Consider the following 18,938-nt stretch of genomic DNA (forward strand, 5'->3'; position numbering starts at 1 on the left):
TTTTTCAATAATCCCATGTTTAACGGTGGCAATTAATGAAGGCCACCGTTCTTTATAGTGGTGGAAAGGATTCAACATATGCCCTGCATAAGGCAGTTGAAGCAGGGCATCAAGTGGCAGTTCTCTCAACTATTATACCACTCTACAAGTACTCTATGCTCTACCATAAACCAAGCTTCAACGTTGTCCAGGCGCAAGCATATTCTCTAAACATACCGCTTGAATCCATTGGTGTCTACGATGAGAAACTAGAGTTAGATGCCTTGAGAAATCTGCTTAGAAGAGTCAGGGACAAGTATGGTATAAAGATACTTGTGACTGGGGCCATAGTCAGCAACTATCAGAGAACTAGGTTTAAGGCTATCGCGGATGAACTAGGGCTCGAATTATATACCCCACTATGGGGCAGAGACCCCCGTAGCTACCTTGAGGAATTACTAGATTATGGTGTCAGGTTCCTCGTTACATCCATAACGAGCATGGGGATACCCCTGGATATACTGGGTAGGGAAATAACAATGAGTGATGTTGAGAGACTAGTTAAACTAGCGGAGAAATACGGATTTAACCCATCTTTTGAGGGCGGTGATGCTGAAACCATTGTTGTTGATTCACCACTGTTTAGGTATAAGTTGGTTATTACTGGTGAGAAAAGCATTGTTTCCGAGTTTGAGGGATACTTCGAGCCTTTGAGGATTAAACTGGTTGAAAAAAACCTACTACTTTAATCTCTCAATATATACTTTTACCGTGTCCGCAAGATGCTCCGGCTTGGTATACCATTTATCATACTTAAAAGAGTTCCCATCGGATGTTGTTAATACAACATAGTCTTTTTCATCCCTTATTGTTAAGACGGCTTTACCTTCCCTTAAGATCATTACCTCTAACGCTGATTTATCCTGGAATTTTACACCAGGTACTTTGCTTGCTATCTGTATTTTTAACTGCTTTATATATTCACTCATCTATACCACCTGGGAAACGCTTACTAATTAAAGGATTTAATTATGGACTTTAAAAGTTAATGGTTCCGTTTTTCTAATCCTTTCTAATCAAGAATATAGTCAGCTAGTTGGAAATCCATTGGGCCTAATATGTTACACCTAGCAGGGCATATCTATCAGCTTTATTACTACACGCCATGTACTGGGTAGGTGAAGGGAGAGGTATCGGGGACTCGACTATCTCTCCGAGGACGTTCTTGCCCGTCTCTTTCTCGAGTTCCTCAGCACATCCCTTGCTTCCATCCCAGGGAGCGATGATTAATCCATTGAACCCCTTATTCTCAGGATAATCCGGCAAGAATATTGTTTTCTTCTTAAGGTGCTCCAACCCCTTAATCCTCAGATACTCGTTTATCTCGGACCATATCTTGCGGAGGGTTTCAAGGACCTCCTCTAGCCTAACTACCTGCTTCTCTCTTTTATCCCGCCTAGCAATGGTTACTGTTGATGTCTCAACCTCCCTAGCCCCTACCTCTATCCTGGTTGGCACTCCCTTCATTTCCCAGTAATAGTATTTCCATCCAGGTGTATGCTCTAGGTCGCTGTCTATGAAGACTCTTAAGCCATGTGACTCCAGCATGCTTCCTATCTTTAAAGCGTATTCAAGAATCTCTTTTTCACCAGGCTTCATTATTGGCACTATGACGACCTGTATTGGTGCGATTTCTGGCGGGAAGAATAATCCTACCTCGTCTCCATGTATTCCTATAACCGCGCCTAGAACTCTCTCGCTCACACCATAACATGTCTGGTAGACGTATTTCTCTTCTCCATCAGTATCCATGAATTTTATCTCGAATGCCCCAGCGAATTTCTGCCCTAGATTTATAACGCTACCTAGCTCGAGGCCTTTTCCATCAGGCATAACCGTTATGAAGTCGTAATTATACTCTGCACCAGCAAACGTGTCCCATGGAGGTGTCTTGACTATGAAGTAGGGTAGCTGAAGCCTACTGAAGAACTCCTTATATATCCCTATGGCCTCGATTATCTGTTTCTCGGCCTCTTCTCTCGAGTGGTGTGCCGTATGAGCCTCTATGAAGCCCATTATCTCTCTTACCCTTAGTATTGGATGAGTCATCTTTGTCTCATACCTGAACACGTTTACTACTTGATACATTTTCAATGGAAGATCCTTCCTCCCCTTTATCCACATGTTCCACATGTAATACATTACTGTTTCACTGGTTGGCCTAACGAATAATCTCTCATTAAACCTCCTCGTCATTGTTCCCTCAACAATGAATGTTTCTCCTCCGAAACCCTGTAGAAAATCTTTTTCACGTGAAAACACGCTTTCTGGCACCATTGTAGGGAAGTATGCCTCTTGGTGTCCTGTTTTCTCGAGGAGATCCACTATTATCCTCTGGGTGAGCCTCAATGCTTTCAATCCGTATGGCATCCATACATACATGCCTTTAACAGGGTATCTTATATCGATGACGCCGGCTTCCTTTAATACTGCCTGATACCACTCGGGGAAGTTTTCATATTTATCTATCCCAATGCTTTTCCTAATGCTCATCGCTTGCACCCTGTATACTTCTCCTACATACCTGTAGTTCTAGTATGTTATTTAACAATTCATCAATCTTAATAAGCATGAAGGACTCTATTCTTTTAAGGATACTGTTTATCAGGCTTGGCTCTAGTCTTACCCCTGCATCCAGTATTATGTTATCGAGGCTCCACACAATTATCCTCCCCCTTTCCCCAAGCCTATACTCAACTCTATTCATATACTCCCCGAGAAGCGAATATAGGGGCGCATGGGTTATACATGAGTGAAATTCGCCGCCTGCAATTACATATAGTGAGGCTAAAGCAGATGTATAGGTAATTAGAGCCTTGACAGCGTTGGAAACCCCGGTGAACCTACTGGATTCATAAATCCTTGTCACCGAATTCCTGTACTCTAAGGGGGCTGCATCATGCTTTTTAACCAGTTCACTCCATAGCCTTTTAAGCATTGATTGGGGGTCCTCTACTATTTTAAGGAGGGCTTCGATAACGTACCCTATATCTTTATATATATCTCTTTCCACATTACCCGGGCTTAACCCTGAGATTGTTACCGAGGGAATCCCATGATTCAGGTATGCTAGGCTATCGAAGCCGAAGTGTGTTTTACCTTTGTTCACGGTGTCTGGGTTGGGGAGAAGCGGTATCGGGTTATCTATTATCTCGAAAACATCTCCTTTAAAATCCAGGTTTATATCTAGGAGGGTGTTATCCAGCAGGTTCTTTGATTCAAGGATCTCTAAGAGGTATCTAGAGCCCCAGGACCATGTATAACTATTCAACTGGGGATCGCCTATCTCCTTCGCCGTGTACGATACAAAAACAACTTCTACATTACTATGCCTGGTTGCGATAGTTAAGATGTCTCTAAGTAATTCAATGTATTTACCTATATATTCACTATCATCTGGGATCCCATCATGATGTGTGGACACGTGTACTTTAACTTTATCACCATTACTCATCCCTGCTAACATCGTCCTCCCAACCCCATCATGTATCCTCGCCTCTGTCTCAACACGTATTCTTTCCCCATTGAAACCACTCATCCTCCTAGGATTAGACTCGAGGACTACGACAGGGATCCCTGGCGGGGTATCCGGCTTTAAGACCGGTATACTACTAGATAATACTGCGGCATCCCATGGTCTCCCTCCTTCATACATGAACACTATAGCCTCTGCACCGTTCTTCAATGCCTCGCCTACAATGAATCTGAGCTCATGGATATTAGAGGGATATTCATGGAGGAGCACCTTGCCCCCCAGTTCTCTGCTCACTCCTTTAGCTGTTAGACCCCTGCCCTCACCAACCCCTGTGAGCGTGTACGGTAGTGGTCTACACTTATATTCCTCACCATTTATCTCGATAACACACTTACTCCAGTCCCATCTCAGCACTGGTGTCTCGTAGATTGTTACCCAGTCAAAGTACTCATCCAGCGTCTCCCTGAGGGTTTCAAGAAACTTTTTCTCAGAGGCTGAGCCCGGCTTGATTACCCCGACCACTTTCAACCCTCTCTTATAGGTTTCATCTTTAATAAGGGATATAGTATTTTACATTGAAGAATACTGTTTCAAGGGGAGTATGCATGACAACCAATATATTAGAGCTGGAAAACGTTAAGAACCTGGATGCGTTACTGGATATTCTGGTTGGCAAGGGATATAGGATAGAGCCCGGCCCCCACGCTGTCATGGAAGATCACAGTGAAATCAGCGTATTTAAGGGGTTTAAGAACAATGAGCTGGCCTTCATTATTATCGCACATTATATTACTCAATACTATAGGGTCGTATTAAACTGTAAATATGAGGACGACCAAAAGTTCCTCGAGGAGCTGCTTAGAGTCAAGTATAGTGGTGAAAAGTGGAGCATACCTGTTAACCCGGTGTTTATCGCTGTATTTAACGAGGATGTCATCAAGGATATAGAGGGTTACCAGGACACCTACCCAGTTAGTGATGGAGAAGCACTGGTTACCAGATACCGTGAGAAAAACCCTGGTTACAAAGATATCCCAAGGGTTATTATAGCCAGGTTGATCGACGAGGCCTAAGACTCAATAGAGGCCGCCTCTCGTTGCATACTACCACAGTATGGACAATATAACGCATCAAAGGGGAGCTCCCTACCACATCTAATGCATCGTCTTACCCTGGTTTCGGGGTGCTTATCCATTTTCTCATAATACTCTTTCTTCAAGTCCTCTACTGAGAGATGAAGGTATATCTGCGTAGTCTTAATGTCCGAGTGACCCAGTAACCTCTGGAGTGCTGGAAGGCTGAGGCCTCTTCTCAGGGCGCGCGTAGCAAATGTATGTCTTAATACATGTGGTCTAACCCTCTCAGGGGCTATTCCAGCCCGTGTAGCCAATCTCTTTAACTTCTTATATAATCCACTATATGTTAAATTAAAGAGCCTGTCTCCAGGCATCAACCCATTGAGCCTTATCCAGGCATCAAGCATCTTGAAGGTTTCCTCTGTAGCTACGACGTACCTCTCCTTACCGTACTTGGCCGAAGTAACCTTTATCACTCTACTATGGAAATTAACGTCTTCAACACGGAGGCCCAATAACTCACGGCTACGGAGGCCAGTGTCAACAAGTAATCTCAATACTAGTTTATCCAGTGGGGTCCTAGCAACATTATAGAGTTTCTCAACCTCTTCATCGCTCAACACATTAATGCTGGCGTGGGGCCTCCTTACCGGTGTCACAACTATATTTACTCCAAGCCATTCAAAAAACCTCTTAAGGAACAAGGTATAGTAATGGAGTGTAACCAGCCATTTCTCCTTATCACTTATTTTCCTGTTTGGAAACCCGTTTCTCAATCGATCATTACGCCATGCCAATATATCCCTTAAAGTTACATCCCTTAACGGTTTATCCCCGATGAAACCAAGGAAGTCTTTGATAGCAGATAGATACGCCTTTACCGTCTCTTCTGATGCTCCTGATGCCTCAAGAGATGCCTTAAACTCCTCCACTATCTCTTTATTGCTTAAATCCAGCATACCTTGAGGCGCTTTACCAAGTTCTATTCTGCCCGGCAAAACAAATCCCTGCCAATGGATCCACTATTATCATGTTTTAAGATAAAGGGCTACTACTAATACGATGGTTTAAACATTATTACCTGCTGTAATCAAATAACAATAATGGGATGAAGATGCGTGGCAGGTTAAACCCTTGAATGGGATGAAGACGCCGCGCGGGGCTGACCTTTATCCAGGTATTCAAGCAGGAAGTGGTACCATGCCTAGGCGCGTGATACTTGTTCATGGCGATAGTGATGGTGTAGCCTCGGGGGCGTTGGCCTATAATTTCTACAAGGCTAGGGAGGAACCAGTAGTCTTTTTCACACACCCGGTTGGACTACTAGGGGATCTCAGGGAGTTCACGAGGAATGGCGACAACATATTTATTGCTGATATAGCCTTGAACGAGGTGCATGCTGAGGAGGTCCTGAGACTACTCGAGGAGAGAGGAAGATATGGTGAAGTCGTTTACATAGATCACCACCCGGAACCCCTCAATACCAGGCTTAATGATATGGATAGAGTTAACGTATATCATAATACTTGTTGCTCCGCCTCTGAGTTGACATATATATTCCTTCACGAGAGGGGCCTGGACCCAGAATACTCTCGGATAGCACTATACGGAGCCATAGGCGACTATCTCGATGAAACCCAATGGGTTAAAAGAACGCTGACCGAATGGGATAAGAGGTCCATATACCTCGAGGCAGGCATACTAATCCAGGCCTTGGAGGGAACTCGGCGTGACTATGAGTTCAAACGGAGAATAGTAGAGTATTTATCTAGAAATAGCATTCCAAGCAGTAATCCAGTTATTGTTGAAAGAGGGTTGGAGCAGGCTAAACGAGATGAAGAGCTACGGGTATGGGTCAAGGAGAATATCCGTGTCTATAGAGCAATAGGGTATGTCGTAAACCCTCCTGGAAGCATTGGTAAAGCTGCCAACTATGCGAGGGTATATGGGGGTACACGGGTAGGTATAGCCATTGAGGAACGAGGCGATACATATGTAATGAGCCTACGGGGAGATAACACCATTGATTTAAACAGGGTTCTCAGAATCATGTCGAGGGAGCTTCCTGTTATGGGTGGTGGACACCCGTTCGCTGCAGGAGCCAGGGTTAAAAAAGAGTTTTTCAACGAGTTTCTCGTCAGGCTCGATGAAGCCATTAAAGGCTTTTCACAACAGTGACTTCATTTTCTCCTCTATTAGCCTTGAAGCCTCATCCCTACCTAGTTGGGTAGGCTTGGTCTTCCTCAGCTCCTCGAGTATCTTATCGGGGGCTTCAACGTATTGATTGAGCCTCCCATGAGTTCTAGCGATATACCTGTATGCTATCTCCCCATCTCCAAGTAATACCGCGTCGAACACTACGTCTTCACCGCTGGCAACCATTGATACAAGCCCTATCGAGGCTCCCTCCCTCCCGGTTATCTTGAAGAGGTAGCCTCCCTCAATTGTTTCACCAACAAGGTCTAGTGACATAATCCTATCTAGGGGGTCTTCGACTGGTTTCACTGGTTTCTCCACCACGGTTTCCTCAGTCTCCCCAGCCAGGATTCTCTCTGCTTCCTCACGCGTAGGTGCTTCCTTATATTTCTCCTGGATCTCAGCTAGTTTCTCGTTAATTACCTTGTTCTTTATGCTCTCGACCTGTTCATCCGGTACTCTCTTGAATACTTCTAGTTTAAGTGTATCATATAGCCATTTTATTCTCATGGCTTTCTCATCGATAATGTACTTCACCCTGATTCTAACAGCATCTCCCTTATCTACTTTTACCCCTTCAACCAATACGTGGAAGAGCAACATGTTTAGCTCCGCGGATGCTCTCGCAATCTCCCTCGCAAACTCCTTGTTTGTTTTCACGATACCTGCTAACTGAGCATAGAGGGTTCTACGTAGTTTATCAGCATATGCACCGGCTATCACGATACCAGTGTTTAACTCTTTGGCTACCTCCCCACTCATAAGTGATCCCTAAGAAATAATATATTATCTCAGCTTAATTAACTTAATTAATGCCTTGAACTGATTTATTACCCTGTGAGAAACTACTTTTAATACAGTGGTGTTGGTGTTGAGTGGTGGAAAGAATTTCTCAGGTATTGTTGTGGGAATAGAGTACCTAGATGGATTTAACTCACCGCTACTATATGTACATGGGGATATCGAGGGCTCTGAGGGAGACTTCTACGTCCTTGTTGATGAAAAAGAACTCGACAACTATCTAAGGCTCGGGATAGGTCAGAAGATTGAGGGTATTGGGGAGGAGATCTCACGGAACCCGCTTGTAATAAGGAAACTGGTGGTATAGGTCTTGAAGCTCCTTGCAAGACCCCCTAGGATCAAGGTCCTAGAGGCCGCTGGGTGCATCGGGGATAACCGGGTGAAAATAGTTGATTCTAGTAGGGCTGTAGTCTCCTCAAGTACTGGTGAGAGAAAGTACAGGGTTATCCTACTAGAGGAGGGGCAAGGCGTCTTCAGGGCTTATAGCGATGATAATGGAACTGTTTACAAAGGGTATGTGGGCTACCCCATTATAGCCTTCATGATTCTCAGGGGTTATCTCCCCATAGATAATGTTATCATAAAGGCATTCACCGGTATACCCTGGAAGGAGCTTAATGAGAAGTATAAGAAGTACTCTATCGTTGAAAACATTGTTATCTCGAGGGCTGAGAAGATAGGTGTCTCAAGGAATATTATAGATGACTACATCAACGTGATCTTCAAGAAGATTGGGATTTATAAGATATATTTCGACGAGTCCCTCCTCTCCACATGGAGTTGAGGACTCCTACCGATTAAACTAGTACAAGGTTATTTTACCATGTACCACCCTGAAATACCTCTCCTTGAGGAGCTTGTAGATTATTTGCCTAGCCACTTCCTTTTCTACACCTAACTCAAGCGATATGGCCCTTATGGCGTCTTTAATAGTTATCTCACCATACTCTATCATCAGCTTCCTCAATAAATCGTATACCTGGCCATAAACCCCCTCTGGTTTACTAGCTATACGCAGCCTATCCATGTCTACATATATCCTTACCACCCTGCCCTTCCACATTCTCATAAGGTAAGTGTCCTCATCTATCTTATCGACATATATCTTGGCGAAGAACCTGGGTATCCTGGCCTTGGAGCCAGGGGTTGTAAACACTAGTATGTTCCCATAGTTTTTTACTAGGGGATAGAACTCTATTTCCTCCCCTGGCTCGAAGACTATGAGTAGCCCTTTCCTAGCCTCAACCAACTGGTTTATATGGATGCCAGGTATAGATGATCCCTCTAACCCTATGGTTCTACTCAGTATACTGTTTTGATCAAGTATAATGATCGGGTCTACTGGTTTATTATTCAATACCTCGAGCACTATCCTTGACTTAATACCCATATAATGGCTTACAACGGCTTTAAACCCCCTTGTAAGTAGTCTTATTAAATCCACCCTACCATCACGCTATAGTTATTTTATATCTCAAACCCATTTAAAAGAAGAATAACTAGGTTGTATATCTGTTCCTAGTTTGAAGGTTTTACAGGATGCTTAATGCTCTCCTTGCTTTACCCGTTTAAATTTATAAGCGCCAGATTCTTTAAGTCTATTGGCGACCCCTTAGCTCTCCGAGACCCATGGCTGTCTACGGGGAGGGAGCCGGGGAGGAACCGTGATAAACCACCCAACGAAGACCTAGAGCGTGGGCGGGAAACGGTTGAAGGGGGTGTCATGCTTGGAGGAGATGTATAGGGGCTGGGTTAACCAGATTAGAGAGGCCCTGCTTGAATGGGGGAGATACAGGGTTTCCGGGGTCTTCGACAAGATCGTGGTACTCGGTATGGGTGGTAGCGGTATAGTAGGGGATTTCCTAGCTACTCTTTCACAAACCAGTAGAGGCCTCCCCGTGTATACTTCTAAATCGCATCACGCGCCTGGCTTCATTGACTCAGAGACACTGGTTTTATCAGTTAGTTACAGTGGTAATACTGTTGAAACAGTAAATGCAACTATCGAGGCGTTTAAGAAGACGGGGAATATAGTGGTGGTCTCCAGCGGGGGTCATCTAAGAGACTATGCTTTGAAGCATGGATTACCATATATTCCACTACCCACGGGTCTTGCTCCAAGAGCCTCCCTCCCATCAATGCTCTTCAAGATCCTTGGATTACTTGACTCGAGCGGGTTATCCATGGTGGGTAAGAGGGATGCTGAGGAAACCTTGTCATTCATAAATAGTGTCATGGATAACGCGGTGGAAGAGGCTTACCGGCTAGCCGAGTGGATCCATGGAATCCAGGGTCTACTGGTTATTGCAACCCATACCCCTCTAGAAGCGCTGGCTCTAAGGGGTAAGAACGAGTTTAATGAGAACAGTAAGATACCGGTTAAAATAGATGTTGCACCTGAATGGATGCATAACGATATAGTAGGGTATGAGGAGCCTAGTGGTATACCCTTAAAGATCATTGAAGTCTTCGACCCGGTTGACGAGGCTGGATACAGGCTCGTGGAGTTCATGGATGAAATATACAAGGAGGTTAATGCCTGGAGGCATAGGTTAAGTCTTAGAGGGGAGACATTATTAGATAAGCTTATCTACGGTAGCCTAGTTCTCGGAGTGGCCAGCGTCAGGCTCGCTGTTCTCAGGGGTATAGATCCCCTTGAGACAAGGAGTATCAAGAGGTATAAGGAGTCTGTGCATAATATATTCCCCGGGCTTTAAAGGTTAAAAAGCTCTAAGCACTATTAAACCTAGTATCTGAGGGGCCGTAGTCTAGCCTGGCTAGGATGCGGGGCTTGGGCCCCCGTGACCCGGGGTTCAAATCCCCGCGGCCCCACTATTCGTGTTCCTATTCCTTGTCTTCTTTCCTAGGATCAGTGGTGTATTGAATATTATCAAGCCTATTATGGTGAAAAATATTATCCTCGCCACTCCCCCTGTTCTAGCTGCCAGGTATAATGGCCCAGTAGCTATTAGCACTAGTATTAATGCCTTTATTCTATGTCTCATATCCATAGTGTTTAACGCCTCTATCACGTCCTTTATCCTCCTGCCTGAGGCTACTAGTGCTATACCTATTCCAGTTAACCCTAGCGCCGTGGGCTCCCATTGCCTAAGTAATAGTGTAGTTGATGATAGAGCTATTGCTGCCGCGCCTATCGTGATAGATGCTGACCCAGGTTCAAGCCTACTGCCTAGATAATAAATTATCAGGGCTATAGCTAGCCCTGCAGTGATTCCGCCGGCCACGTCTACTACGTAGTGGGCTCTTAGATATATCCTGCTCAGCGATATGCCTGCAACCAATAGTGCTGAGGCTACTGAGAGGTATTTATCCCCTAGTTTCAGTGTGAGTGTGCCCCAGAATGATGTTGAGATCTGTGCATGACCGCTTGGGAACCCGGGGCCCTCTGCCTCCACTAACGGGTTTGGTGGCCTCGGCGTGTTGAATGAGTACTTCATCACCAGGTTTAATGAGCCGGAGGCTATTACAGCGAGAACGGTATATAAGCCTGTGTAGGGGTCTACTATATAGTATAATAATATGCATGTGAACAAGTATATGTATTCCTCGCCGAGGATGCTCCACATCCTCCATACGCCCGTGTTATTTAAGAGTATTGTTGAGGCGAGGGCTATGGCTATCACTGCATCCAGGAGTACTTTAAACCTATTATTTAATCCCTGCAATAAGATCATTCCTCCTGGTGAACTAATATTATATTCCCCGGCTTAGAATAATATATTTACTCGATGATGAAATGACGGTAACCGGAGCCCGTGAAGACCGTTCTCCTAGCTGATTAAGCCTTGTAGAGCCAGAAGCCAAGTAACCCAATCAACATTTCAACCAGGGTCTCTCTTCTCGCCTCCTCAAGCTTCTCCTTAATGCCCAGGAACCTATATGCCTTGATCATAGAGTAGAAGTAGAGGATGCCGGCTGCAGCGATAAGTATCTTGTAGAGTATGCTGGACCCCGTGAGTAGGCCTGTCAAAATCCCCGTGAGAGGCCCCGTGAACCCTGTTATCACGAGTAACTTGGAGGATGCCTCGACGCCGGTCTTCAATGGTATTGTCTCATACCCCTGTATTCTATCGCCCTCGATGTCCTGTATGGCCTTCAACACCTCCCTGCCTAATGTAACTATGAATATTGTGAGAGAGAGCCCGGCAACTACAACTGTATCGCCGGGCGGTGCATCAGCCGCGGTATAACCATATATTATGGGACCCGTTGTAGAGGTAGCTACCACGAGCTGGCTCCACCAATGCCTCCTCAGGAAGCTATAGCTGAGTCCTAGTACAGCGTATACTGCTGCAACCAACGCTACATAAATATTAATTACCAGGTTTAATAACACACCAACCATTACGAGAACAAGTGCCAGGGTAAGCGAGATCCTCGGGGAAGCCTTACCACTAGGCAGGGGCTTCCACGGCTTGTTAACCCGGTCAACCTCTAAATCCACCACATCGTTAACCAGCATAGAGGCTGATGTAATGGTAAAACCTGTTACAAAGCCCACCAAAAGCCTCGCAAGGCCCACGCCAGAGAAATCATAGTATCTAAACATCAATAACATAAAGATAGCGCCGAAACCACTCATCAGGGAGTTAGGCAACCTCATCATGCGACAATAATCAATAACACCCATATCAACCACTAATATATTGGATAACGAAGAGAAGGAAATTAAAACCATTACGAGCGCTACAGGTACGCCCATAGGCAAGGTTTATACCCGAATCTATGAGACCCCGCCAAGCAGTAGCATAACACGCCTCGCCCCCTGGGCGAAGCCACGGCGTTCGGGCTCTTGGGAGCGGCGGGCTGAACCCCTCGGGAAACCCCTTGGGGCTTACACCCCCGCCCCATCAACCCCGTCTTCTACGGGAGCCCGCGCCGCCACGGGTTACCCCGTGACGACAGGCCGCCTCTTTTCGGGGAGGGGTTCCCGCTTAGATGCTTTCAGCGGTTACCCCTTGCGGCGTGGCTGCCCGGCGTTGCCCGCCAGGACAACCGGTAAACCAGAGGCCGCGCCACCCCGTTCCTCTCGTACTGAGGGTAGCTTCCCCTCAGGCGGCCCGCACCCCCCGCGGGTAGAGTCCGACCTGTCTCACGACGGTCTAAACCCAGCTCACGTTCCCCTTTAATGGGCGGGCAGCCCCACCCTTGGAGGCTGCTGCACCCCCAGGATGGGAAGAGCCGACATCGATGTAGCAAACCGCGGGGTCGATGGGAGCTCTCGCCCGCGACGACTCTGTTATCCCCGGGGTAACTTTTCTGTCATGCCCGGCCCCCACCGAGGGGGGCACGAGCGTTCGCTAGGCCACGGTTTCCCGGCCGGACCCCTTGTGTTCAAGGGTCCGGTCAGGCCGGCTTTTGCCCTTGCACTCTACGGCGGAGCTCTAACCCGCCTGAGCCGACCTTTGGGCGCCCGTGTTATCTTTTCGCGGGCGTGCCGCCCCAGCCGAACCGCCCACCTGGCGTTGTCCTCCCGGCAACCCGGGAGTAAGGCACCCGGGTTGCGATGGGTGGTGTTTCATTGACGCCTCCACCATGCCCGGAAGCATGGCTTCACAGGCTCCCACCTACGCTACGCACCGCAACCCGGGTGCCAGCGCCAGGCTGCGGTAAAGCTCCACGGGGACTTATCGCCCTGCGGGGGGTTGCCGGCCTATGCACCGGCTCCGTGTATTCACGGGGCCCCAGGCCAGGACAGTGGGGACCTCGTTGATCCATTCATGCGCGCCGGAACTTACCCGGCAAGGCATTTGGCTACCTTAAGAGAGTCAGAGTTACTCCCGGCCTTCAGCGGCGCTTCGCCGGGTTGGACCCCGGTTTCACGGACCGCCAGTGGCCAGGATTCAGCCCCCGTACAAACCCTTTCGGGCTTGCGGGGACCTATGTTTTTATTAAACAGTCAGGCCCCCCTAGGCACTGCGGCCTGCGGTCCCAGGGGTGTGCCCCAAGACCGCAGGCACCCCTTCTCCCGAAGTTACGGGGCCAATTTGCCGAGTTCCCTGGCCTGGGTTAGCCCCCACACGCCTTGGGCTTCTAACCCAGGGGCACCTGTGTCGGTTCTCGGTACGGTCGCAGGGGATCGTTCCCTGCCCCCTTTTCAAGGGCCCCTGGAATCGGCGGAAGGCTCCTAACGGAGCCCCATTCCCGGCTTCGGCCCCTTCTCACCATTACGGTACTCCAGGGCCTTCACCGGTTAGCTGGATCGCACCCATACGGGTGCCTCCAGTCCGCCTATCCAGAGGCGTCAGAGGCAGGGCTTGCGTTGCCGCACCTACCCCTGCGGCACGGGAATATTAACCCGTTTCCCATTCCCCGGGTCCGTGTTACGGCCCGGGTTAGGACCGGCTAACCCTCGGCCGACGACCGTTGCCGAGGAACCCTTGCCCTTTCCGGCGGAGGGGATTCCCACCCCTCTTCGCTGTTACTGCCGCCGGGATCTTCACCCGGATCGGGTCCATCGGACCTCACGGCCCGACTTCTGCCCCGACCCGGCGCCCGCCTACCGGATCACGGCTCCAGCGGAGCCGTGCCCCGGGGTCTCGGCGGCCGGCTTGAGCCCCGACCAATCTTCGGGGCCCTACGGCTCTGCGGGTGAGCTGTTACGCACTCTTTAAAGGATGGCTGCTGTTAGGCCCACCTCCCCGCTGTCTAAGCCGTAGGACGCCCTTTTGCATTGGCACTTAGCCGGCACTTTGGGGCCTTAACCCCGGTCTGGGTTGTTCCCCTCGCGGCCCCCAGCCTTACGCCGGGGAACCCCACTCCCGCCATCTACGGTGGCCACAGGTTCGGAGTTGGACCGGGGACCGAGGCCTTTCGGCCTCCGCATCCCCGATCCGTAGCTCTACCCCGTGGCCCACCTCCGGCGGGGCTGGGCTGAGACCCACTTCGGCGGGAACCAGCTATCACCGGGCTAGATTGGTCTTTTGCCCCTAGACGGGGGTCATGGGAACGAATTGCACGTCAGAACCCTTTCGGGCCTCCACCGGGGTTTCCCCCGGCTTCACCCTGCCCCCGCCTAGATCGCCCGGTTTCTGGTCCCACGGCAGTGACTCCGGGCCCTTTGGGACCCCGCCCCTCGCCGCCTTGAGGCGGCTGCGGGCTTGTCGGTTTCCCTACGCCTACGGGGCTTTGACCCCCTTAGGCTCGCCACTGCCGTGGACTCCCCGGCCCGTGTTTCAAGACGGACGGCACGACCCTGGTCCACCCGCCTTGTACTCCCGGGTCGCCCCGGTTTCCTTCGGCGGGCTTCACTCCTTCAGGGCCGTGCCGTATGTAGCCGCCCGGTTTCAGGCTCTTTTCACCCCCCTTGCGGGGTGCTTTTCAGCTTTCCCTCACGGTACTTAGTTCGCTATCGGTCTCGGGACGTATTTAGCCTTGGAGGTCGGTGACCCCCGACTTCCCACGGCAAAACCAAGCCGTGGTACTCTGCTCCACGGCACGGGCCCCCACTGTTTAGCCTACGGGGCTATCACCCTCTACGGCGGACCTTTCCAGGTCACTTCGGCTACAGTGGGTCGGCCCGCTGGGGTCGAACCCCAGCCGTGGAGCCAGTAACCCCACATCTCCCCACGGTTATCCCGTAGGGATTTGGTCTGGGCTCTCCCCCTTTCGGTCGCCCCTACTCAGGGGATCCCGTTTGGTTTCTTTTCCTCCCCCTACTAAGATGTTTCCGTTCGGGGGGTTCCCACCCGGTACTCCCCTCGCGGGTTTCCCGGGTGCCACGGGCTTAGAGCCCGCGGCGGGAGGTCCCATTCGGCGATCCCGGGTTCAACGGCTGCCTGCGCCTACCCCGGGCTTATCGCAGCTTGCCACGGCCTTCCTCGGCGCCCGAGCCGAGCCATCCACCGGGCGGCGTCCTCGCCGTGCCCAAGGGACGAGAGGCGGGGTCTCATAGATTCGATTAGTACCCCTGCCTATGGGCGTACCTGTAGCGCTCATAACCCCGCTGAGTTTAACAGGGGGTTCACGCCTTCACACGGGGAATACCCCCGTGTTGCATCTGGGTGAGAAGGCGGATGCTGCCCAACCAGGTGTATTCCAGCCCCGGCCCCACCCCGGCCTCAGTGGCAGGAGGTGATCCAGCCGCACCTTCCGGTACGGCTACCTTGTTACGACTTCTCCCCCCTCAGGGAGGGGGAGTTCGACCCGACCCGGAGGGCCAGGCCTCACTCCCCCTCCCCTCGGGTGGAGCGACGGGCGGTGTGTGCAAGGAGCAGGGACGTATTCACCGCGCGATGTTGACACGCGGTTACTAGGGATTCCTCGTTCACGAGGGCGAGTTGCAGCCCTCGATCCCAACTACGGCGGGGTTTGAGGGATTGCCTCCCCCTTTCGGGGTCGGATCCCATTGTCCCCGCCATTGTAGCCCGCGTGTAGCCCGGGAGATTCGGGGCATGCTGACCTGCCGTGGCCCCCTCCTTCCTCCGCCTTAAACGGCGGCAGTCCCCCTAGTGTGCCCCGGAGCCGTAGCCCCGGGTCGCAACTAGGGGTGGGGGTCTCACTCGTTTCCGGACTTAACCGGACACTTCACAGCACGAGCTGGCGACGGCCATGCACCTCCTCTCAGCGCGTCAGGCAAGGCCTTTAACCTGACCGTCATCCTGCTGTCTCCCCCGGTGAGATTCCCGGCGTTGACTCCAATTGAACCGCAGGCTCCACCCCTTGTGGTGCTCCCCCGCCAATTCCTTTGAGTTTCAGCCTTGCGGCCGTACTCCCCAGGCGGCGGGCTTAACGGCTTCCCTGCGGCACTGGGTGGGCTCTAGGCCCACCCAACACCTAGCCCGCATCGTTTACAGCCGGGACTACCCGGGTATCTAATCCGGTTCGCTCCCCCGGCTTTCGCCCCTCACCGTCGGGCGTGTTCCAGCCGAGCGCCTTCGCCACTGGTGGTCCTCCCGGGATTATAGGATTTCGCCCCTACCCCGGGAGTACCCTCGGCCTCTCCCACCCCCTAGCTCGACAGTATCTCCTCCAATCCTCGGGTTGAGCCCGAGGATTTAGGAGGAGACTTGTCGAGCCGGCTACGGGCGCTTTAGGCCCAATAATCGTCCCGACCACTCGCGGGGCTGGTATTACCGCGGCGGCTGACACCAGACTTGCCCCCCGCTTATTCCCCCGCCTTCCTACAGCGGGGAAAAGCCCCCGTAAGGGGGCACTCGGGGTGGCCCCGTCACGGTTTCCCGCATTGCGGAGGTTTCGCGCCTGGTGCGCCCCGTAGGGCCTGGGCCCTTGTCTCAGTGCCCATCTGGGGGCTCCCGCTCTCACGGCCCCTACCCATTATCGGCTTGGCGGGCCGTTACCCCGCCAACTACCTAATGGGCCGTAGCCCCATCCTCGGGCGGTGCGGCAGCGTTAACCCCCGCCACACCTTTTCGAGGAGGGACCCTTCCAGGCCCCCTCCTCTATGGGGGATTAGCACCAGTTTCCCGGTGTTATCCCCCTCCCGAGGGTAGGTTAGCCACGTGTTACTCAGCCGTCCGCCACGCCCCGCAGCGGCGGGGCGTACGACTCCCATGGCTTAGCCCCACCCCGATAGCGGTCGGGACCGGCAGGATCAACCGGAGTTACGGCCGCTTGGGGCGAGGCCGAGGTTTCTGGATTACCTGGTTGGACAGCATCCACCTTCTCGTCGGATTCAAGCTTCCGGAGGGTAAGCGCCCTCCGGATTGCTTGAATCCCCATTGGGTTTTCTTGTAAGCGTCCGGAATCTTATTCTTGTTGATAAGGGTTTATATATTTTATGCCTCATGATCATTTACATGGCCATTGACTGGTTCCAGACCCACTATGGTGTGCCCGCGGCAGGAGACCGGCTTATCATTCACCGGGCTATGCTCGGCGTCAAAGCGATGCCGCCGCCGGGCAGTGCCGCGGGCCATGTATCTCTATGTTTCATAAGGGTATTAATTGTTTTATTCGATGAGCTCTATGAGGCTCTGAACCACTGCATCCGGGCTGCATCCACTGGTGGATAGCCCTGTTCCCCTTCTGTTAACAATCACTACCCCGACCCCGGCCTGCCTGGCAGCTATGCAGTCGACTACTCTATCACCGATATATAGTGTTTCACCTGGATGCATACCAGTCATCCTCAACGCATTTAATATCACGTCTGGCTCAGGCTTTCCCCTAACACCTGGTGTCACTCCAGAAACCACGTTAAAGTACCTTGATACACCGAGGTGGTTGAGGAAAGCATTTATTCTCTCCACTATGCTTGAGGAAGCTACTCCAAGTACATAACCCTTTGAAGACAGGTATTCTAGTACCGGCACCACGTCCGGGAATAATTTAACGTGTTTACTCCAGTTCTCCCAGACAAGCCTCCTCCTAACCTCAATGAACTCCCTCGCCTTCTCCTCACTGACCCCACCCAGTATCTCGTTGAGGAGGTATTCGAGGGGGTAGCCTATCAACTCCCTGATTATGGACGGATCGACGCGTAGACCAGTGAGACGTGCTGCCTCGGTAAAGCTCCAGACAATGAAGTCCTCGCTATCTACAAGCGTGCCATCCAGGTCGAAGAGGATTAGTCTGACACTGTTTAAAAGACTACTCACTGGAATCTTCATCACCCATCCCGTTTAAAACACGTGAAATAATCTCGGCTAAACCAAAGCCGCTTGGAGACTCTGCAACAATATTACAGTACTTGAGTAACTCCTCATCAGAGCCGCCGACCGCAGCCCTGTAGCCGAGGAACTTGATGAAGTCTACATCCATCGCACTGTCACCTATACCCAGGGCTTCACTACTACTGATGCCAAGCTTATCCAGGATATACTTGACTGCAACACCTTTCCCAACACCCTTAGCGTGTACGTGTATAGCGTACCCACTGTACTCGAGGGTGTAGCCTTCATGCCTTGACTCAACATACCTCTTCATCTCATTAACTATCTCGCCAGCCCTATCCAGGTATTTCCCACGCATCTTCAAAGCGTACTCGTAGAGCCTGAACCTGTTCTGCCAGGAATCCTCAACGTATTCACCATACTTCTCAAGCAGGTCGAGGTAGACATCCCGGGCACTCATATTAGTCAGCTCCACAATACCCCATTCATCACTGTAGACTAATGCACCTGACTCACCCACGACAGGGCCATTTAACCCAATGTATCTAGAGAGCCCCACCACGATTGGTAATGCATTGCTTGAGACAAGGGACACGATCACGCCCTTGTCAACGAGTAAGCGCAAGGCCTCCACAGCCTTCAAGGCCAGCATATAACTCCTCCTATTAATGGTTAAAGTACCATCGATATCGGTGAATACTATCCTCACCCTGATCACCCATTTACTATGCATCGCAACTAAATCATGATAAATTT

The 18,938-nt window shown here is 50.6% G+C and carries 17 protein-coding genes, 1 tRNA gene and 2 rRNA genes; 8 read left to right on the forward strand and 12 right to left on the reverse strand.

Annotation, left to right across the window (positions count from 1 at the left end; translation table 11 throughout):
• Window positions 1-35: 35 nt before the first annotated feature.
• Window positions 36-728: a diphthine--ammonia ligase gene (locus SPHMEL_RS05825; RefSeq protein WP_042667718.1), complete on the forward strand. Its 693-nt coding sequence runs from the start codon at window positions 36-38 to the stop codon at window positions 726-728.
• On the opposite strand, the gene SPHMEL_RS05830 is transcribed toward SPHMEL_RS05825, so the two are convergent.
• From SPHMEL_RS05830 to SPHMEL_RS05840, 3 genes are all read right to left on the reverse strand, one after another.
• The gene (locus tag SPHMEL_RS05830) at window positions 720-968 is read right to left on the reverse strand and encodes a hypothetical protein (RefSeq protein WP_042667719.1); all 249 of its coding nucleotides are present in this window, start codon (window positions 966-968) and stop codon (window positions 720-722) included. The genes SPHMEL_RS05825 and SPHMEL_RS05830 overlap by 9 nt on opposite strands.
• A 124-nt stretch (window positions 969-1,092) precedes the next feature.
• Window positions 1,093-2,532, reverse strand: a complete 1,440-nt coding sequence (gene proS, locus SPHMEL_RS05835) for a proline--tRNA ligase (protein WP_051401018.1) — start codon at window positions 2,530-2,532, stop codon at window positions 1,093-1,095.
• On the reverse strand, window positions 2,522-4,036 hold the full coding sequence (locus tag SPHMEL_RS05840; RefSeq protein WP_042667720.1) for an aminopeptidase: 1,515 nt from the start codon (window positions 4,034-4,036) through the stop codon (window positions 2,522-2,524). The genes proS and SPHMEL_RS05840 overlap by 11 nt, the downstream gene beginning before the upstream one ends.
• 83 nt (window positions 4,037-4,119) lie before the next feature.
• On the opposite strand from SPHMEL_RS05840, the gene SPHMEL_RS05845 reads away from it, so the two are divergent.
• The gene (locus tag SPHMEL_RS05845; RefSeq protein ID WP_042667721.1) at window positions 4,120-4,587 is read left to right on the forward strand and encodes a hypothetical protein; all 468 of its coding nucleotides are present in this window, start codon (window positions 4,120-4,122) and stop codon (window positions 4,585-4,587) included.
• Here SPHMEL_RS05845 and xerA read toward each other — a convergent pair.
• Complete coding sequence (gene xerA, locus SPHMEL_RS05850; protein ID WP_042667722.1) at window positions 4,584-5,588, reverse strand: site-specific tyrosine recombinase/integron integrase; 1,005 nt, start codon at window positions 5,586-5,588, stop codon at window positions 4,584-4,586. The two genes, SPHMEL_RS05845 and xerA, sit on opposite strands and share 4 nt — an antisense overlap.
• Window positions 5,589-5,790: 202 nt before the next feature.
• Between xerA and SPHMEL_RS05855 the strand changes: the two genes are divergently transcribed.
• Window positions 5,791-6,768: a DHHA1 domain-containing protein gene (locus SPHMEL_RS05855; protein ID WP_042667723.1), complete on the forward strand. Its 978-nt coding sequence runs from the start codon at window positions 5,791-5,793 to the stop codon at window positions 6,766-6,768.
• On the opposite strand, the gene SPHMEL_RS05860 is transcribed toward SPHMEL_RS05855, so the two are convergent.
• A complete protein-coding gene (locus SPHMEL_RS05860) occupies window positions 6,757-7,548 on the reverse strand; it encodes a DUF2258 domain-containing protein (RefSeq protein ID WP_012608673.1) in 792 nt (263 codons plus the stop codon). The two genes, SPHMEL_RS05855 and SPHMEL_RS05860, sit on opposite strands and share 12 nt — an antisense overlap.
• Window positions 7,549-7,654: 106 nt before the next feature.
• On the opposite strand from SPHMEL_RS05860, the gene SPHMEL_RS05865 reads away from it, so the two are divergent.
• The gene (locus SPHMEL_RS05865; RefSeq protein ID WP_232216782.1) at window positions 7,655-7,894 is read left to right on the forward strand and encodes a hypothetical protein; all 240 of its coding nucleotides are present in this window, start codon (window positions 7,655-7,657) and stop codon (window positions 7,892-7,894) included.
• 3 nt (window positions 7,895-7,897) lie between these two features.
• A complete protein-coding gene (locus SPHMEL_RS05870; protein WP_042667724.1) occupies window positions 7,898-8,371 on the forward strand; it encodes a hypothetical protein in 474 nt (157 codons plus the stop codon).
• A gap of 18 nt (window positions 8,372-8,389) precedes the next feature.
• On the opposite strand, the gene SPHMEL_RS05875 is transcribed toward SPHMEL_RS05870, so the two are convergent.
• A complete protein-coding gene (locus SPHMEL_RS05875) occupies window positions 8,390-9,031 on the reverse strand; it encodes a hypothetical protein (RefSeq protein WP_042667725.1) in 642 nt (213 codons plus the stop codon).
• 102 nt (window positions 9,032-9,133) lie between these two features.
• Here SPHMEL_RS05875 and SPHMEL_RS07375 point away from each other — a divergent pair, with 102 nt between their 5' ends.
• The 3 genes from SPHMEL_RS07375 (at window position 9,134) to SPHMEL_RS05885 (ending at window position 10,419) form a co-directional block, all read left to right on the forward strand.
• Window positions 9,134-9,331 (forward strand): hypothetical protein, encoded by a 198-nt coding sequence (locus tag SPHMEL_RS07375; RefSeq protein WP_156915448.1) that lies wholly within the window; start codon window positions 9,134-9,136, stop codon window positions 9,329-9,331.
• Window positions 9,324-10,304, forward strand: a complete 981-nt coding sequence (locus tag SPHMEL_RS05880; protein ID WP_232216820.1) for an SIS domain-containing protein — start codon at window positions 9,324-9,326, stop codon at window positions 10,302-10,304. The genes SPHMEL_RS07375 and SPHMEL_RS05880 overlap by 8 nt, the downstream gene beginning before the upstream one ends.
• A 40-nt stretch (window positions 10,305-10,344) precedes the next feature.
• Window positions 10,345-10,419: transfer RNA gene (locus SPHMEL_RS05885), tRNA-Pro, on the forward strand.
• Here the strand turns inward: SPHMEL_RS05885 and SPHMEL_RS07225 are convergent.
• The 6 genes from SPHMEL_RS07225 to SPHMEL_RS05915 form a co-directional block, all read right to left on the reverse strand.
• Window positions 10,401-11,282 (reverse strand): phosphatase PAP2 family protein, encoded by an 882-nt coding sequence (locus tag SPHMEL_RS07225; protein WP_084322168.1) that lies wholly within the window; start codon window positions 11,280-11,282, stop codon window positions 10,401-10,403. The genes SPHMEL_RS05885 and SPHMEL_RS07225 overlap by 19 nt on opposite strands.
• 104 nt (window positions 11,283-11,386) lie before the next feature.
• Window positions 11,387-12,310, reverse strand: coding sequence for a geranylgeranylglycerol-phosphate geranylgeranyltransferase (locus tag SPHMEL_RS05895; protein ID WP_232216821.1), 924 nt, complete (start codon window positions 12,308-12,310; stop codon window positions 11,387-11,389).
• A 70-nt stretch (window positions 12,311-12,380) separates the two neighbouring features.
• Window positions 12,381-15,477, reverse strand: a 23S ribosomal RNA gene (locus SPHMEL_RS05900).
• A gap of 199 nt (window positions 15,478-15,676) precedes the next feature.
• A 16S ribosomal RNA gene (locus SPHMEL_RS05905) occupies window positions 15,677-17,172 on the reverse strand.
• Together the 16S and 23S rRNA genes form the textbook arrangement of a ribosomal RNA operon.
• Window positions 17,173-17,519: 347 nt before the next feature.
• Complete coding sequence (locus SPHMEL_RS05910; RefSeq protein WP_232216783.1) at window positions 17,520-18,167, reverse strand: HAD family hydrolase; 648 nt, start codon at window positions 18,165-18,167, stop codon at window positions 17,520-17,522.
• On the reverse strand, window positions 18,160-18,891 hold the full coding sequence (locus tag SPHMEL_RS05915) for a phosphoglycolate phosphatase (protein ID WP_232216784.1): 732 nt from the start codon (window positions 18,889-18,891) through the stop codon (window positions 18,160-18,162). The genes SPHMEL_RS05910 and SPHMEL_RS05915 overlap by 8 nt, the downstream gene beginning before the upstream one ends.
• Window positions 18,892-18,938: the final 47 nt, after the last annotated feature.

The organism is Desulfurococcus amylolyticus Z-533 (genome assembly GCF_000513855.1).
Taxonomy (GTDB): Archaea; Thermoproteota; Thermoprotei_A; order Sulfolobales; family Desulfurococcaceae; genus Desulfurococcus; species Desulfurococcus amylolyticus.

Bases quoted from the DNA above. Each gene is read 5' to 3' on its own strand.
- SPHMEL_RS05825 (WP_042667718.1), top strand. From the start codon at position 36: ATGAAGGCCACCGTTCTTTATAGTGGTGGAAAGGATTCAACATATGCC.
- SPHMEL_RS05880 (WP_232216820.1), top strand. From the start codon at position 9,324: ATGTATAGGGGCTGGGTTAACCAGATTAGAGAGGCCCTGCTTGAATGG.
- SPHMEL_RS07225 (WP_084322168.1), bottom strand. From the start codon at position 11,282: ATGATCTTATTGCAGGGATTAAATAATAGGTTTAAAGTACTCCTGGAT.
- proS (WP_051401018.1), bottom strand. From the start codon at position 2,532: ATGAGCATTAGGAAAAGCATTGGGATAGATAAATATGAAAACTTCCCC.
- SPHMEL_RS05860 (WP_012608673.1), bottom strand. From the start codon at position 7,548: ATGAGTGGGGAGGTAGCCAAAGAGTTAAACACTGGTATCGTGATAGCC.
- SPHMEL_RS05830 (WP_042667719.1), bottom strand. From the start codon at position 968: ATGAGTGAATATATAAAGCAGTTAAAAATACAGATAGCAAGCAAAGTA.
- SPHMEL_RS07375 (WP_156915448.1), top strand. From the start codon at position 9,134: ATGCTCTCCTTGCTTTACCCGTTTAAATTTATAAGCGCCAGATTCTTT.
- SPHMEL_RS05855 (WP_042667723.1), top strand. From the start codon at position 5,791: ATGCCTAGGCGCGTGATACTTGTTCATGGCGATAGTGATGGTGTAGCC.
- SPHMEL_RS05845 (WP_042667721.1), top strand. From the start codon at position 4,120: ATGACAACCAATATATTAGAGCTGGAAAACGTTAAGAACCTGGATGCG.
- SPHMEL_RS05895 (WP_232216821.1), bottom strand. From the start codon at position 12,310: ATGGGCGTACCTGTAGCGCTCGTAATGGTTTTAATTTCCTTCTCTTCG.